We start from the raw sequence: 15,935 nt of genomic DNA, 5'->3' as shown, positions 1-15,935 counted from the left end.
TTTATCAATAAAATATAGTTTATGGTAGGAGATTTATATATGATTGATAAAGATAATTACAATTTTGATGAAAAAATAAATAGAAAAGGTACAAATTGTGCCAAGTATGATGGTTTAAAAAAATATTTTGGATATGAAGATTTAAATCCACTTTGGGTGGCTGATATGGATTTTAAAACTCCAAAGTTTATAAATGATGAAATAATCAAAGCAGCACAAAACTCTGCTTATGGTTATAGTATTGATAGTGATGAATTATATGATTCAATTATTAATTGGCAAAATACAAGACACAATTGGCAAATAGAAAAAAAAGATATTTATATGGTAAATGGTGTTGTTCCTGCTTACTCGGCTTGTGTTGAAGCTTTTAGCGAAATTGGAGATGAAGTAATTGTTCAAACACCTGTTTACCCTCCTTTATTTAAATGTGTACTTGCAAATAATAGAAAAGTAATAACAAATGAATTGAAAGAAGAAAATGGTTATTACACAATGGATTTAGAAGATTTAAAATCTAAAATAACTAAAAAAACAAAAATTCTTTGTTTATGCTCACCTCATAATCCAGTTGGACGTGTTTGGAATAAAGAAGAGCTTGAAGCTTTAGCAGATATTTGTATTGAGCATAATATTACAATTGTTTCTGATGAAATTCACTCTGATATTACTTTTAAAAAGTTTACACCTATTGCTTCAATTAGTCAAAAAATCGCAAATATTACAATCACTCTTAATTCAGCAGGAAAAACATTCAATATTGCAGGATTGAATTGTGCTTATGCAATTAGTAAAAACTCTGATATTTTAGATAAATTTAAAACTATTGCAATTAAAAGAGAAATTCAATCAATAAACTTTTTTGGTTTTATTTCAACAAAGGCTGCTTATGAAAATGGAGGAGAGTTTGTAGATCAATTAAAAGATTATTTACAAAAAAATATGCAATTTACTAAAGATTATTTACAAAAAAATGCTCCAAATATTGATTTTATGTTACCAGAAGCAACATACCTTTTATGGTTAAATTTTAAAAATACTTCATTAAATCACAAAGAAATTAAAAACAGACTATTAACACAATCAAAAGTTGCATTAAATGATGGTGTTTCTTTTGGTAGCAATGGGGTTTCACACTTTAGACTAAATATTGCACTTAGCAAAGATGCTCTAAAAGTTGCTCTAGACGATATATCTAAGAGTTTTAATAGCAATTAAATAGCAAAGTATTACCTTTTTTCTCATTCTATTAAATTAAATTTTTGGAAAGCTACTAAAGCTTTTCAGAAGTGTAAAATTAGTGTACACTAGAAAACGAAATTAAAAAATAGGATATGAAATGTCAACAGAACTGATTCTTGCCTCTGTTATTTTTGTTACAATTGGTTTCATTTTAGTGGCTGTTTTTGTACTTACTCGGTATATAGGTCCAAAAGACGAAGAAGCACAAATGAAAAACACAGTATACGAAAGTGGTGTTTCAAACCCAGTAGGAAATACTAATATAAGATTCTCTATCAAGTTTTACTTAGTAGCAATTTTATTTGTTCTGTTTGATGTGGAAATAATTTTCATGTTCCCTTGGGCTGTAAATATTAAAGAACTAGGATATTTAGGACTTTTTGAAATGTTTATGTTTATGGGACTATTATTTTCAGGACTAATTTATATCTATAAGAAAAAGGCATTATCATGGGATTAGGAGCAGAAGCTGGTTTAGGCGATTCTATTGTAACTACAAAACTTGATCATGCGATTAACTGGGGTAGATCATACTCTTTATGGCCAATGGTTTTTGGAACTGCATGTTGTGGTATTGAATTTATGAGTGTTGCAGGTGCTAAATATGACCTTTCAAGATTTGGTGCTGAAGTTGTAAGATTTTCTCCAAGACAAGCAGATTTATTAATTGTAGCAGGAACTATTTCATATAAACAAGCTCCTATTTTAAAGAAAATATATGAGCAAATGTGTGAACCTAAATGGGTTATTTCAATGGGTGCATGTGCATGTTCTGGTGGATTTTATGATAACTATACAACTTTACAAGGAATTGATCAAATAATCCCTGTAGATGAATATGTAGCAGGTTGTCCTCCAAGACCTGAAGCTGTATTAGATGCAATTATGCGAATTCAAGAAAAAGCTAATGACGAATCACTATTAAAAGATAGAGTTAAACCTTTCAAAGGATTTCTAGATGCTTAAGTGTGATATGCTAGTTGATTCTACACAAATCAAAGAAACGATATTAAAATTAAAAAATGAAGAAAATTATAATATTCTTTTAGATGTAACAATTATAGATTATTTAAAATATCCTGATGTTACACCATCGCGATTTGCAGTTGTTTATATTCTAAGAGACAAAACATTCAAAAAACAAATATCTGTCAAATCTTATATAGATGATGCAACTTTAACTGTTGATTCTTTAACTTCACTTTACAAATCAGCAAACTGGGCTGAAAGAGAAGCTTATGACCAATACGGAATAAACTTCAATGGTCATCCAAATTTAAAAAGACTTTTAAACCATCATCAATTTGTAGGACATCCTCTAAGAAAAGATTATGAAATTACAAAAGGTCAAATCTGTACTGAAACTGAAGATTTAATGGATGAAATGGATCCATTATTAGTTCAAAAAGGTTACACTCCTGAAGAAATAAATGATTTAATGCTTTTAAACGTAGGTCCTTCTCACCCTGCTTCTCATGGTACTATTAGAAACTTTGTAGCAATGGAAGGTGAAACAATTAGTGCTTGTGTAACTGAAATTGGATACTTACACAGAGGTTTTGAAAAATCTTGTGAGAACCATACTTACTCACAAGTAATTCCTTATACTGATAGATTAAACTATTGTAGCGCTATTTTAAATAACATTGGTTATTCAAAAGCTGTTGAAGAAATGTTAAAAATTGATATCACACAAAGAGCTAAATCAATTAGAGTAATAATTGGAGAGTTAAGTAGAATCATTGATCATCTTGTTTGTAATGCAGCAAATATGGTTGATTTAGGTGGTCTTACTAATTTCTGGTATTTATTCGCTCCACGTGATACTGCTTATGATTTATTATCAAAACTAACAGGTGCAAGACTTACTAATACCTATACAAGAATTGGTGGTTTAGAGTTTGATTTATATGATGGTTTTGCTGATGATTTAGAAAATGTATTAAAAGAAGTAGAAAAAGCATGCTCTGATGCTTTAAGTTTAATTGCTCATAATAAAATATTCCATGATAGAACACAAGATGTAGGTGTAATTGAATCTGATTTTGCATTAAGTGCAGGAATTTCAGGAGTAAATTTAAGAGCAACTGGAATTCCACATGATTTAAGAAAAGATAAGCCTTACTATGGTTATGAAAACTATGACTTTGATATAGTTGTAGGTTCTCATGGTGATGTTTATGACAGAATGATGTGTAGATTTGAAGAAATGGTTCAAAGTACAAAAATCATTAGACAAGCTATGAAAGAACTACCAGATGGTCCTATAAATGTTGATGCACCTGGTGTTTTACTTCCATCTAAAAAAGATGTTTATGGAAATATTGAAGGCTTGATGAATCAATTTAAACTTACATTTGAAGGAATAAAAGTACCAAAAGGTGAATATTATTCTTCAACTGAAGCTGGAAATGGTGAACTTGGATTCTTTATTGTGAGTGATGGAGATGGGAAACCATATAAAGTAAAATGTAGACCTCCATGTTTTTACTCACTTGGAGCATATTCTAATATAGTTGAAGGTGGAATGCTTGCAGATGCAGTTGTAACAATGGCAAGTATGAACTTTATTGCTGGGGAGTTTGATAGATAATGAAAACATTTGTATTTACAGAAGAAAACGAAAAAAAATATCAAGAACAATTAAAAAAATATCCTAATTCAGATGCTATGATGTTACCTTGTTTATGGCTAGTTCAAGAGCAAGAAAACTGGATATCTCCAGAAGCTATGATATTTGTTGCAAATAAATTAAAGAAAACTCCTATTCAAGTATATGAAGTTGCTACTTTCTATACTATGTTTAATTTAAAACCAATTGGTACTTATCATATTGAAGTTTGTAAAACATTATCTTGCATGTTAATGGGTGCAAATGATTTAATCAAATTTATGAAAGATACAGTTGGAATTGAACCAGGTCAGACAAGTGAAGATGGTAAGTTTCATTTAAGTGCAGTTGAATGTTTAGGTGCTTGCGGTGGAGCTCCTATGTTTGCATTTAATGGAGAATATAAAGAAAACCAAAGTGTAGAATCCTTAAAAAAATTAATTGAGGAGAGTAAATAATGGTAGTTAAAGTAGTAAGCAAAAAATTTGATATTCCAAACTATCATAAACTAGAAGTTGCACAACAAAATGGTGCATACTCTTCAATAGAAAAACTTTTCACAATGACTCCTGATGATGTAACAACTGAGGTTGTTAACTCAGGATTAAGAGGAAAAGGTGGAGGAGGAGCTGCTTGTGGTCCAAAATGGCAACTTATGCCAAAAAATGATCCAAGACCTGCGTATTTGATTGTAAATGGTGATGAATCAGAACCTGGAACTTTTAAAGATAGACAAATTTTTCAATATGATCCTCATCTTTTAATTGAAGGTATTATTTGTTCTTCATATGCAATTAATGCACATCATGCTTATATCTATATAAGAGGTGAATATAAATTCTTTAGTGATAGAGTTGATGAAGCAATACAAGAAGCTTATGCAGCAGGAATAATTGGTGATAGTGTTATGGGCCATGATTATAAAATGGAAATAACAGTTCACCGAGGAGCTGGTGCATATATTTGTGGTGAGAAATCAGCACTAATTGAATCACTTGAAGGAAAACGAGGACATCCAAGACTTAAACCGCATCAAAAAGAGTGTGAATGGTTCTTTGATAATCCTGCAACTGTAAACAATGTAGAAACAATTGCAACAGTTCCTTTTATTATTGAAAATGGTTATGAAGCTTATACAGCTTATGGAACTGAAAAATCACCTGGAACAATGTTGTTTGCAATGAGTGGGGCTGTTAAAAACCCAGGAGTTTATGAATTAGCATTTGGAAACAAAATGATTGACTTCTTAAATGAAGTTGGTGGTGGTATGAAAGAAGGTAAAAAGTTAAAAGCAATTATTCCAGGAGGTTCATCTTGTCCAATTTTAACAGCTGATGAAGTACAAAAAGCTGTATTAGATTATGAATCTATGTGGGATATTGGTTCAACTTTAGGTACTGGCGGAATGATTGTAATAGATGAAGACATGTGTATGGTTGAAGCTGCTAAAAACTTAATAGAGTTTTACCATCATGAATCATGTGGACAATGTACACCTTGTAGAGAAGGTTGTGGTTGGATTGATGATGTCTTAGCGAAAATTCTAGCAGGTGATGGTTCAAAAAAAGATATAGATACTATTCTTGATGTATGTGTATCTTTAAATGGTAAAACAATTTGTGTATTTGCACCAGCGGTTAAAGATATTATCCAAAGCATGGTACAAAAATTCCCAGAAGAATTCGAAGCATATTTTAAAAAATAAATTTTATATTAGGAGAAACAAATAATGGCAAAAAATACATTTACTTTAACAGATAATAGAAACGGGAATTCATACGAATATAACGTAATTGACGGGACTAGAGGACCAAGTGTTGTTGATATTTCAACTTTTTATAAAGATTCAGGAATGTTCACTTATGACCCAGGTTATACTTCAACTGCATCTTGTGATTCAAAAATCACTTTTATTGATGGTGAAAATTCAGAATTAAGATATAGAGGTTATGATATCGGTGACTTAGCTGGTAAAAAATCTTTCTTAGATGTTTGTTACTTATTAATGAGAGGTGAATTACCAGGAAAAGAAGCTTCAGAAAATTTTGATTTAGAAATTAGACATAGATCATTTTTAAATGAAGGGTTAATTAGAATTTTTGATGCATTACCAGATGGAGCACATCCTATGGCAACTATGGGTGCTGCTACTATGGCACTTGCAGCATTTTATAAAGATCACTTAAATTTAGAAGATGACAAACAATTTAAAATAATGAGAAGAAGAATTGTTGCAAAAATGCCAACAATTGCAGCTATGGCATATAGAAATTCAATTGGTACTCCACTAATTTACCCAGATGTAAATAGATACTTCACTGAAAACTTCTTATATATGTTAAGAGCATATCCAGGTGGAACTATGAAAAGACTTCCAGATGGTACTAATGAAGAAATTAAACAAATTGAAGTTGATGCTCTTGATGCTATCTTTACTTTACATGCAGATCATGAACAAAATGCATCAACTACAACTGTAAGAAATGTTGGTTCTACTGAAGCACATCCATATGTTGCTATTTCTTCAGGTATTGCTGCTTTATGGGGTTCTGCTCATGGTGGTGCAAATGAAAAAGTAATGGATCAATTAAAAATGATTGGTGATATTAAAAATGTTCCTTCATTTATTGCTAAAGCAAAAGATAGAAATGATCCATTTAGATTAATGGGATTTGGACATAGAGTTTATAAGAATAGAGATCCAAGAGCTGAATGTTTAAAAGGTTTACAAGATCAATTAAAAGAAGCATTAAACTTAGATTCAAAACTATTAGATATTGCTGCTGCTGTTGAAGAAGCTGCTTTAAATGATGATTATTTCAAAGATAGAGGTTTATACCCAAATATCGATTTCTATTCTGGTGTAATCTTAACTGCTCTTAAAATTCCAGTTGAAATGTTTACTCCTATTTTTGTTATTGGTAGAACTCCAGGTTGGATTGCACAATGGTCAGAATTAAAACAAGATCCTAAGAGTAAAATTGCAAGACCTAGACAATTATATACAGGTAACTAGAAATAATTAAATTGAAGTGTAAGGGGTAAATTAAATGAGTGAAATGGTAGAATTAACAGTCAATGGCGCACAAATGGAAGCTTCTAAAGGAAGTTTGTTAATTGATAAATTATTGGATGAAAATATCCATATTCCTCATTTTTGTTACCACCAAGCTTTAGGTAAAGATGGTAACTGTAGAATGTGTATGGTAGAAATCGAAGGTCAAAAAAGACCTCAGATTGCCTGCGATACACCAATCAAAGAAGGAATGATTGTAAGAACTAAGGGTGAAAATATCGAGAAAGTTAGACGAGATATTTTAGAACTTGAACTTATAAATCACCCAATTGATTGTCCTACATGTGATCAAGCTGGGGAGTGTAAATTACAAGATTACTATATGGAATCTGGTTTTTATGACTCAAGAGTAAATACAGATACAAAAGTTAATGCAAGAAAGAGAGTTGATTTAGGCTCTAATGTAATGCTTGACCAAGAAAGATGTGTACTTTGTACTAGATGTGTGAGATTCTGTTCTGATATTACAAAGACTAATGAATTAGGTGTAATAAATAGAGCTAATCATTCTGTAATTGGAACTTTTCCAGGACAAGAATTAAGTAATCCATATGCAATGAATGTTATTGATATTTGTCCAGTTGGAGCTTTAACAAACAAAGATTTTAGATTTAAACAAAGAGTTTGGTTTTTAGAAACTTTTGATGCAATTTGTAATGGTTGTTCAAAAGGCTGTAATATTTATGTTGATCATAGAAAAGAAAAATATAAAGATGACCAAATATTTAGATTTAGACCAAGAAGAAATGATGCTGTAAATGGATTCTTTATGTGTGATGAAGGAAGACTATCATACGAAAATGAAGCTAATAATAGATTTACAACACCTTTATTAAATAATGCTCAAACTGAAATAAGTAACACAATTACAAATATGTTTAAAGAATTAACAACTCAAAAAAATATTTTATTTGTATTAAGTCCAAATCTTTCTTTAGAAGAAATGCAAAATGTAAATAATCTTGCAAATAAATTAAATGCAAATGTATCTGGATATTCACCAGATACATTTGATGAAGAGTTTAAAGATGATTATTTAAAAACAAATGATAAAACAACAAACAGAGCTTCATTTAAACAATTAGAAATAAATGAAGAGCAATCTTTCTTTGATGAAAAAATCAAAGATGCAACGCTTGTAATCACAATTGATAATAAATATTTTGATGATAATTTAGAATTACTAAAGAATAAAAAAGTAATTTCATTATTTTCACATCATTGTTTAACAATTGGCTCTTCTGATATTGCAATTCCAATTGCTTCATTTTATGAAAAATCAGGAACATATATTAATGTAAATGGAACAAAACAAAAAGTAATCTCAAAAATGAATAAAGATAATCCAATGGAAACAATTACAAGTGTAATTGAACATTTAAAATCTATGATTGAAAAAGGAACTCTATGAGTAGTGCAATTGTAATAGCTGTAAACATAGCACTAGCTGCTTTTTTAGCAGTTGGTCTTACTCCTGTTTTCGTTTGGTGGGAAAGACGAGTGTCAGGATTTATGCAAGATAGAACTGGTCCAAATAGATGTGGAATTGGTCCAATTAGACTTGGTGGATTAATTCAAAGTTTTGCAGATATGTTAAAACTTGTATTTAAAGAAGACTTTACACCTTCACATATTAAATATAAATTCTTCTTTACAATTGCACCTGTAATTGTATTTTTCTGTTCTTTTCTTACTTTTGCAACTATTCCTTTTGCTGATAACCTTGTAATTGATGGTCATTCGTTTATTATGTCAGCAATTCCAAATGAACTTGGAATCATGTGGTTCTTAGCCTTTGCTGGTTTATCTATTTATGGAATCATTTTAGGTGGTTATTCATCAAATAGTAAATATGGACTTTTAGGTTCAATTAGAGCAGCAGCGCAAGTAATTTCTTATGAAGCTGCAATGGCCTTAGCAATTATATCGATGCTTTTATCTTATGGTTCTATTCACTTAACTGATATTGTAAATGCGCAAGCGGGAACATTTTTTGGAGTTATTCCAATGTGGGGAATATTTATTCAGCCAATTGCAGCAATTATTTTTATAGTTTGTTGTTTTGCTGAAACAAATAGAGCTCCTTTTGATATAGCAGAAGGTGAATCTGAAATTGTTGCAGGTTATCATACTGAATATTCAGCTATGAGATTTGGTCTTTTCCAAGTTGGTGAATATGCTGCTATGAGTGCAAGTGCCGCAATTATTGTTACACTTGTATTTGGTGGTTATCAAATTCCATGGTTAGATACAGCAGCTGTTCAAAATAACTTAGATTATATTATGATGGCAATGATTGTTATTTTACCTATTAAAGCATATTTTATTACAGCTTGGATGAAAAAGAATAATAAATCAAAAGATGTAAATGACAAATCAAGAGATACAGAAACAAAAATTTTATCTATTGCATTTTGGGTTTTATCATTAGGTGTTGCTATTTTATTAGCAATATTCTTAGTAGTAGGTCTTGGAGAAAATGGTGTAAATATTGCAACAGCTGTTTTACAAATAGGAACATTTTTAGTTAAATTTTTTATGATGGCTTTTGTATTCATTTGGATTAGATGGACAGTATTAAGATTTAGATATGACCAATTACAAATGCTAGGTTGGAAAGTATTATTGCCATTAGCACTTTTAAATATAGTAGTAACTGCAACATTTATTGTAGTTCAAGGGAGTTAAAATGGGAATTAAAGTAGTACCAAGATACGGTAAATCATTTAAGGATAAATTATATCTTCCTGCCATTTTTGGAGGAATGAAAACAACTTTTTCACACTTTACAAAAAACTTTAAAGATGTTGAGCAGTTAAAAACAATGCAATATCCAGAAGTTCAACCAACAGATTTAAATGAAAGATATAGAGGTGTTCACAGACTTACAAAATGGGAAGATGAAACAGAAAAATGTGTTGCGTGTTATATGTGTGCAACTGCATGTCCTGCTGATTGTATTTTTATTGAAGCTGAAGAGCGATTTGATGAACATGATGAAAAACGTCCTAAAGAGTTTAAAATTGATTTACTTGAATGTGTTTTTTGTGGTTATTGTGTGGAAGCTTGCCCTTGTGATGCAATTAGAATGGATACTGGAATTTTTTCATTTACAGCAAGTTCAAGAGAAGAGTTTGTTCTAGATAAAAAAGCACTAATGGCAAATAATAGATCAAAGGATTTAAGTGATGATTGATGTAATATTTATAGCACTTGCTTTTCTAGCAATTTCAGGTGCCATTGCTATGATTGTATATGCAAATCCTATGTATTCTGCACTTGGTGTTTTAATTTCAATGCTTAGTGTTGCTGGAATGTTTGCGCTTTTAAATGCAACATTTTTATTTTTAGTTCAAATCATTGTTTATGCAGGTGCAATTATGACTTTGATTTTATTCATCTTAATGTTTTTAAACATTAAAGAAGAAGACTTACCCAAAGAGCCTAAGAAATTTAAACTAATAGCACTTGGTGCTGTTATTATGATTCCTTTAAATGTATTAATTTTAAAAGCAGTTTCAAAACTACCTGCAAAAGATTTTTCAATTTCAAGTAGTGATTTTGGTGATATAAAACCAATTGGACTTCAATTATATAATAACTGGTTATTAGCTTTTGAGTTAATTTCTATCTTACTTTTAGTAGCACTAATTGGTGCAGTTGTACTTGCTAAAAAAAGAAAGTCAAAAATAAATAATGAAGGAGAGCAATCATGATTTCATTAACGTCTTATGCATTTGTTGCAATGATGCTTTTTTCTATTGGGGCAATTGGTGTAATTTCAAGAAGAAATATTTTTGTAATTTATATGTCAATTGAAATGATGTTAAATGGAGTTAACTTATTTTTAGTTACATTTGCTAGATATCATTTTAATATGGATCCTCAAGTAATTACAGTTATGGTAATTGCTATTGCTGCTGCAGAAGCTGCAATTTTCCTTTCAGTTATTATTCTTTTATATAGATCAAGAAAATCTCTTGATACTGATATTTTCAATACTTTAAAACAAGGAGAGAGAACATGAGTACAAACTTACTAGTTTGGATTATCTTAGCTCCTTTACTTGGAGCTATTTTAAATGCAGGATTTTACTTCTATCATATAAAAAAAGAAAAAGTATCTGATTTAGTTTTTTCAATTATTGGAACAGGAACACCACTTATTTCTTTTTTAATTACACTTTCTTTATTTTTAAGAATGAACGAAGAAAATATTATATTCAAGCAAGATTTATTTACTTGGGTTAGTATTGATAAACTTCATATAGGAATGTCACTTTTAGGTGATAACCTATCAATTTTTATGTCTATGTTTGTTACTTTTGTTGGTTGGTTAATTCATATTTATGCAATTGGTTATATGAAAGGCGATAACGGTTTTGGTAAGTTTTTTGCATACTTTAACTTATTCTTAGCATCAATGTTAATTTTAGTATTAGCAGATAATCCAATTATTCTTTTCATTGGTTGGGAAGGGGTTGGAGTTTGTTCATACCTTTTAATTAAGTTCTATTACGGAAAAGCTGAAAATGTAATCGCTGCAAATAAAGCTTTTATTGCAAATAGAGTTGGAGATTTTGGTTTCTTACTTGGTGTTGTAACACTATTTTTTGCTCTAGGAGAAGTTGATTTATCATTTGCTTCAATTGAAACAAATATGGCAAATGCAAGTAGTGAACTTTTAGTGCTTTCTGGAATTTTACTATTTATTGGAGCTATGGGTAAATCTGCGCAAATTCCATTATATGTTTGGCTTCCAGATGCAATGGCAGGTCCTACTCCAATTTCAGCGTTAATTCATGCTGCAACTATGGTAACAGCTGGTGTATATATGGTTGCAAGATTTCATTTCCTTTATTCAGGAATGGAAGATATAGGATTGTTTATTGCATATATTGGTGCATTTTCAGCTCTTTTTGCTGCAATTATTGCAACAAAACAAACTGATATTAAAAAAATCCTTGCTTACTCAACTATGAGTCAATTAGGTTATATGTTTATAGCTGTTGGTCTTGGTTTTTATTCAACTGGATTATTTCACGTGTTTACACATGCCTTTTTCAAAGCAATGTTATTTATGGGTGCAGGTGGAGTTATAATAGCTGTTCATCATGAACAAAATATTTTTAAAATCGCACAACATAGAGCAACATTACCAATCATTGGATTTACTTTCTTAGTTGGTGTTATAGCAATTTCTGGAATACCTCCATTTTCTGGATTCTTTTCAAAAGATGCAATCTTAGCAGCAGCTTTCCAAGAAGGTCAATATTTAATATGGCTTATTGCAATGTTTACAGCATTCTTAACTGCATTTTATATGTTTAGATTATATTTTATTGTTTTCGTTGCACCTTCGCAACATAAAGAAAAATATGAATATACATCAAAAACAATTACCTTCCCTCTTGTATTATTAGCAATTGGAGCAATTGGAGCAGGATTCTTAAACTTCCCTGCAATATTTGGAGGAGAACATCAAGTTGATACTTGGTTAGCTCAGCTAAATTCAAAAACTATTCATATGTCACATACAACTGAATATATCCTAATGGCATTATCAATTATAGTAGCAGCTGCTGGTATAAAAGTTGCTCATAGTAAATATGCAAACTTTGATGTATCAAAACCTGAAGAGGAAACAGGACTAATTGGAAATAAATTCTATATTGATGAACTATATGACAGATTATTTGTACAATCAAGTAAAAAACTATCAGTTTTTATTGATAAAGTTTTAGATGATAAAATTATTGATGGCTTTATAATGAAATCTTCAATAAATTTTGTTAATTTAGGGAAGAAAGTTTCGATGATTCAAAATGCAAATGTAAGATTTTACGCTGCAACAATGCTTGTTGGAATGACTTGCATATTTATTTATTTATATATTAAGTTAGGATTATAGTATGAGCTCAGATATACTTTCATTTATCATATTTTTACCTGCAATTGTAGCATTTGGTTTAATGCTAACAACTAGGGATGTTAATACAATTAGAAATATTGCATTTCTTACAACTACTGTTATTTTAGCTCTTGTACTTAAAATTTATATAGAGTTTGAACCAAGTGCTGGAATGCAGTTTGTAACAAACTCAACTTGGATTGAATCTTATGGAATTAACTATTATGTTGGATTAGATGGTTTTTCTTTAACAATTTTAATGATGATTGCTATCTTAATTCCTACTTCTTATCTTTTATTATGGGAAGGAAGAACAAAAGGATATTGGATAAATATGCTTTTAGTTCAAACAGGAGTTACAGGAACACTATTATCTTTAGATGTTGTTTTATTTTACTTCTTCTGGGAAGTAATGCTTTTACCGGTATTTTTAATGATAGGTTCTTATGGATTTGGAGATAAAATATTTACAACAATAAAAGTAACTGTTTATACAATGGTTGGTTCTTTATTAATGTTTATTGCTATCTTATATTTAGGTGTTGCTTATCATTCAGAATTTGAAGTATGGTCGTTTGCTTATAATGATTTAATGAAAATTACAACTATAGAATACTCTACAAAAGTATGGCTATTCTTGGCATTCCTTGCAGCATTTGCTATTAAAATTCCTATTTTTCCACTTCATACTTGGATTATGGAAACATATAAAAATGCGCCAACGGGAGCTGTATTTTTACTTTCTTCTATTATGGCAAAACTTGGTGTTTATGCAATTGTTCGATTTATGATTCCTATTTTTCCAGAAATTTATATTGAATTTTCAGTATATTTTGTAGCTATTGGATTATTTGGACTTGTTTATTTTGGAATTGCTGCGCTTATGCAAGATGATATAAAAAGAATGTTTGCTTATTCATCTGCATCTCACTTAAGTTTCATAGCTGCTGGTATTTTTTCATTAAACGAATATGGAATTAATGGAGCTTTATATTTAATAATAGCTCATGCAATAGCAACTGGAGCACTTTTCTTACTTATAGGTTTAATTCATGAAGAAACTGGATTTAAAACAATAAAAGATTTAGGTGGAATTGCTAAACAAGCACCAATTTTGACTTTTATATTTGCGATTATGTTATTTGCAAATATCGGATTACCAGGTACTAATGGTTTTGTATCTGAATTATTAATCATTTTTGGTATTTATGAATTTAATCATACTTTAGGATATATATCTGCAGTTACAGTAATCATTGGTGCTTCATATATGTTATGGATGTTCCAAAGAGCTATTTTAGAAGATAGAAAAGAAGGAGCTCCTGCATTAAAAATGAGAGACCTTAAAATAAAAGAAATCATTGGACTTGCTCCTTGGGTTGTTTTAGTATTTTTAATGGGTATTTATCCTGATATCTTTATTGATAAATTTGAACCTACAGTTACTCACTACTTAAGTGATATCTTACATATTGGAGCAGCAAAATGAGTGAATTTATCTATTTAATTCCAGCAATTACTGTATTAATTGGAGCACTTACTCTAATGTTTATGAGTATGTATGAAAAATATTCTGTTAAAAGCTTCATTACTGTTTCTACATTATTTTTAGTTATTGCTTTAGGGTTCTCATTATTAAGATTTACAGAGTCTTATTCTGTTCAACCTTACAATGAATTATTAAATAATGTACTAATCTTTGATACTTTTTCAAACTTCTTTGATATTTTATTAATTCTTGGAACTATTTTAACACTTCTAATTGGTGAGCATTATTTCCAACATAGATCATATTTTAAAGGTGAGTTTTTCTCAATTTTATTATTTGCCTTATTTGGAATGATGTTATTAGGTCATACTAATGAACTTGTAACTGCATATATTGCATTAGAAATTGCATCATTTTCTGTTTATATTATGGTTGGTGTTAATACGGAAGACTCAAAAAGAGTTGAAGCTATATTTAAATACTTAGTTTTAGGTGCTTTTATTGGAGCATTTTACTTACTAGGAACTGTATTAGTTTACGGAGCAACTGCAACTACAAACTTAAGTGAATTAGGTGCATATATTACATCACATTCTGGTGATGATATGATTTTAGTGTATATTGGATTAACATTAATTCTATTTACATTCCTTTTCAAAATTGCAGCTTTCCCATTCCAATCATGGGTTTTAGATGTATATAGAGGTGCACCAATGGTGATTACTGCTTATATGGCATCTACTTTTAAAATTGCGATTTTCTCATTTTTCTTAAGAGCAATACTTCAAGATATTACTCCTATTATTGATTTTTGGGATGGTATTATTTCTGTAATTATAGTTTTAACTCTTGTATTTGGTACATGGTTAGCAGTTACACAAACAATTATAAAAAGAATGCTTGCAGCTTCATCTATTGTTCATACAGGATATTTATTATTAGCATTCATAGCTCTTTCATATAAAGATGGAGAAATTTTAAATATTGATTCTGCATATGCTACAATGTTTTACTTAATTGCCTACCTTTTATCAGCACTAGGGGCTTTTGGATTAGCTTCACATATTATTTCTGAAACAAATGTTAGAGTTACTTATGATGACTTTAAAGGTTTAGCTCATGAGAGACCTTTTTTAGCTGCTATGATGACAATCTTTTTATTCTCTCTTGCTGGAATTCCTTCAACAATTGGATTTATAGGTAAGTTTTATGTATTTACTGAAGCTATTCACGCTGGATATATTGGTCTTACAACACTAGCTGTAATTGCTACAATTGTTTCAGTTTACTACTACTTTAAATTAATTGCCGTAATGTATTTCTACCCTGCACCACTTACTTGTAGTATTGAAGGATTTAATGATAAAAGAGTTTCAACTTATGCTATTGCATTTGTTGCAATTTTAACAATATTAGGTGGAGTTGGATCTGCAATTGTATTCTTTATTCCAGTTTTAAATATTGATTCAATAATTACATTAAGTCAAACTGCAGTTCAATCATTATTTATAAAATAGAGTGTGTTAATACGTAACATATAAAAATATTTAAGACTTCTTAAAGAAAACAAAAAACTCTATGGAATGAAAGCCCTTTAAATGGGCTTT

The 15,935-nt window shown here is 29.9% G+C and carries 15 protein-coding genes; all 15 read left to right on the top strand.

Features of this window, described 5'->3' with window-relative positions:
• The first annotated feature begins 39 nt into the window (after positions 1–39).
• The 15 genes from D3Z07_RS12105 (at position 40) to D3Z07_RS12035 (ending at position 15,845) form a co-directional block, all read left to right on the top strand.
• Positions 40–1,218 (top strand): MalY/PatB family protein, encoded by a 1,179-nt coding sequence (locus D3Z07_RS12105; RefSeq protein WP_122893993.1) that lies wholly within the window; start codon positions 40–42, stop codon positions 1,216–1,218.
• A gap of 121 nt (positions 1,219–1,339) precedes the next feature.
• Complete coding sequence (locus tag D3Z07_RS12100; protein WP_076088357.1) at positions 1,340–1,702, top strand: NADH-quinone oxidoreductase subunit A; 363 nt, start codon at positions 1,340–1,342, stop codon at positions 1,700–1,702.
• Complete coding sequence (locus tag D3Z07_RS12095) at positions 1,693–2,208, top strand: NADH-quinone oxidoreductase subunit B (protein WP_076088359.1); 516 nt, start codon at positions 1,693–1,695, stop codon at positions 2,206–2,208. The genes D3Z07_RS12100 and D3Z07_RS12095 overlap by 10 nt, the downstream gene beginning before the upstream one ends.
• The gene (locus D3Z07_RS12090; protein ID WP_122893992.1) at positions 2,201–3,835 is read left to right on the top strand and encodes an NADH-quinone oxidoreductase subunit D; all 1,635 of its coding nucleotides are present in this window, start codon (positions 2,201–2,203) and stop codon (positions 3,833–3,835) included. The genes D3Z07_RS12095 and D3Z07_RS12090 overlap by 8 nt, the downstream gene beginning before the upstream one ends.
• On the top strand, positions 3,835–4,311 hold the full coding sequence (locus D3Z07_RS12085; RefSeq protein WP_076088363.1) for an NADH-quinone oxidoreductase subunit NuoE family protein: 477 nt from the start codon (positions 3,835–3,837) through the stop codon (positions 4,309–4,311). The genes D3Z07_RS12090 and D3Z07_RS12085 overlap by 1 nt, the downstream gene beginning before the upstream one ends.
• Positions 4,311–5,558: an NADH-quinone oxidoreductase subunit NuoF gene (nuoF, locus tag D3Z07_RS12080; RefSeq protein WP_076088365.1), complete on the top strand. Its 1,248-nt coding sequence runs from the start codon at positions 4,311–4,313 to the stop codon at positions 5,556–5,558. Before D3Z07_RS12085 ends, nuoF begins: the two co-directional genes overlap by 1 nt.
• A gap of 24 nt (positions 5,559–5,582) precedes the next feature.
• A complete protein-coding gene (locus tag D3Z07_RS12075; RefSeq protein WP_076088367.1) occupies positions 5,583–6,869 on the top strand; it encodes a citrate synthase in 1,287 nt (428 codons plus the stop codon).
• Between the two features lie 34 nt (positions 6,870–6,903).
• Positions 6,904–8,340 carry a 2Fe-2S iron-sulfur cluster-binding protein gene (locus tag D3Z07_RS12070; protein ID WP_122893991.1) on the top strand — a complete coding sequence of 479 codons (1,437 nt, stop codon included), beginning with the start codon at positions 6,904–6,906 and terminating at the stop codon, positions 8,338–8,340.
• On the top strand, positions 8,337–9,617 hold the full coding sequence (locus tag D3Z07_RS12065) for a complex I subunit 1/NuoH family protein (RefSeq protein ID WP_122893990.1): 1,281 nt from the start codon (positions 8,337–8,339) through the stop codon (positions 9,615–9,617). The genes D3Z07_RS12070 and D3Z07_RS12065 overlap by 4 nt, the downstream gene beginning before the upstream one ends.
• Before the next feature lies 1 nt (position 9,618).
• Positions 9,619–10,125, top strand: coding sequence for a NuoI/complex I 23 kDa subunit family protein (locus D3Z07_RS12060; RefSeq protein WP_122893989.1), 507 nt, complete (start codon positions 9,619–9,621; stop codon positions 10,123–10,125).
• Complete coding sequence (locus D3Z07_RS12055) at positions 10,118–10,645, top strand: NADH-quinone oxidoreductase subunit J family protein (protein ID WP_076088375.1); 528 nt, start codon at positions 10,118–10,120, stop codon at positions 10,643–10,645. Before D3Z07_RS12060 ends, D3Z07_RS12055 begins: the two co-directional genes overlap by 8 nt.
• A complete protein-coding gene (gene nuoK / locus D3Z07_RS12050) occupies positions 10,642–10,956 on the top strand; it encodes an NADH-quinone oxidoreductase subunit NuoK (protein WP_076088377.1) in 315 nt (104 codons plus the stop codon). Before D3Z07_RS12055 ends, nuoK begins: the two co-directional genes overlap by 4 nt.
• A complete protein-coding gene (gene nuoL, locus D3Z07_RS12045) occupies positions 10,953–12,839 on the top strand; it encodes an NADH-quinone oxidoreductase subunit L (protein WP_122893988.1) in 1,887 nt (628 codons plus the stop codon). Before nuoK ends, nuoL begins: the two co-directional genes overlap by 4 nt.
• Before the next feature lies 1 nt (position 12,840).
• The gene (locus D3Z07_RS12040; RefSeq protein WP_122893987.1) at positions 12,841–14,328 is read left to right on the top strand and encodes a complex I subunit 4 family protein; all 1,488 of its coding nucleotides are present in this window, start codon (positions 12,841–12,843) and stop codon (positions 14,326–14,328) included.
• Positions 14,325–15,845 (top strand): NADH-quinone oxidoreductase subunit N, encoded by a 1,521-nt coding sequence (locus tag D3Z07_RS12035; RefSeq protein ID WP_122893986.1) that lies wholly within the window; start codon positions 14,325–14,327, stop codon positions 15,843–15,845. Before D3Z07_RS12040 ends, D3Z07_RS12035 begins: the two co-directional genes overlap by 4 nt.
• Positions 15,846–15,935 lie beyond the last annotated feature (90 nt).

The organism is Arcobacter peruensis (assembly GCF_003711085.1).
Classification (GTDB): Bacteria; Campylobacterota; Campylobacteria; order Campylobacterales; family Arcobacteraceae; genus Poseidonibacter; species Poseidonibacter parvus.
The sequence above is the reverse complement of the archived record's forward strand: the minus strand, read 5'-3'. Positions and strand labels throughout refer to the sequence as shown.

Bases quoted from the DNA above. Each gene is read 5' to 3' on its own strand.
- D3Z07_RS12075 (WP_076088367.1), top strand. From the start codon at position 5,583: ATGGCAAAAAATACATTTACTTTAACAGATAATAGAAACGGGAATTCA.
- D3Z07_RS12035 (WP_122893986.1), top strand. From the start codon at position 14,325: ATGAGTGAATTTATCTATTTAATTCCAGCAATTACTGTATTAATTGGA.
- D3Z07_RS12095 (WP_076088359.1), top strand. From the start codon at position 1,693: ATGGGATTAGGAGCAGAAGCTGGTTTAGGCGATTCTATTGTAACTACA.
- D3Z07_RS12090 (WP_122893992.1), top strand. From the start codon at position 2,201: ATGCTTAAGTGTGATATGCTAGTTGATTCTACACAAATCAAAGAAACG.
- D3Z07_RS12065 (WP_122893990.1), top strand. From the start codon at position 8,337: ATGAGTAGTGCAATTGTAATAGCTGTAAACATAGCACTAGCTGCTTTT.
- D3Z07_RS12085 (WP_076088363.1), top strand. From the start codon at position 3,835: ATGAAAACATTTGTATTTACAGAAGAAAACGAAAAAAAATATCAAGAA.
- D3Z07_RS12055 (WP_076088375.1), top strand. From the start codon at position 10,118: ATGATTGATGTAATATTTATAGCACTTGCTTTTCTAGCAATTTCAGGT.
- nuoF (WP_076088365.1), top strand. From the start codon at position 4,311: ATGGTAGTTAAAGTAGTAAGCAAAAAATTTGATATTCCAAACTATCAT.
- D3Z07_RS12060 (WP_122893989.1), top strand. From the start codon at position 9,619: ATGGGAATTAAAGTAGTACCAAGATACGGTAAATCATTTAAGGATAAA.
- D3Z07_RS12105 (WP_122893993.1), top strand. From the start codon at position 40: ATGATTGATAAAGATAATTACAATTTTGATGAAAAAATAAATAGAAAA.
- nuoL (WP_122893988.1), top strand. From the start codon at position 10,953: ATGAGTACAAACTTACTAGTTTGGATTATCTTAGCTCCTTTACTTGGA.
- nuoK (WP_076088377.1), top strand. From the start codon at position 10,642: ATGATTTCATTAACGTCTTATGCATTTGTTGCAATGATGCTTTTTTCT.
- D3Z07_RS12070 (WP_122893991.1), top strand. From the start codon at position 6,904: ATGAGTGAAATGGTAGAATTAACAGTCAATGGCGCACAAATGGAAGCT.
- D3Z07_RS12040 (WP_122893987.1), top strand. From the start codon at position 12,841: ATGAGCTCAGATATACTTTCATTTATCATATTTTTACCTGCAATTGTA.
- D3Z07_RS12100 (WP_076088357.1), top strand. From the start codon at position 1,340: ATGTCAACAGAACTGATTCTTGCCTCTGTTATTTTTGTTACAATTGGT.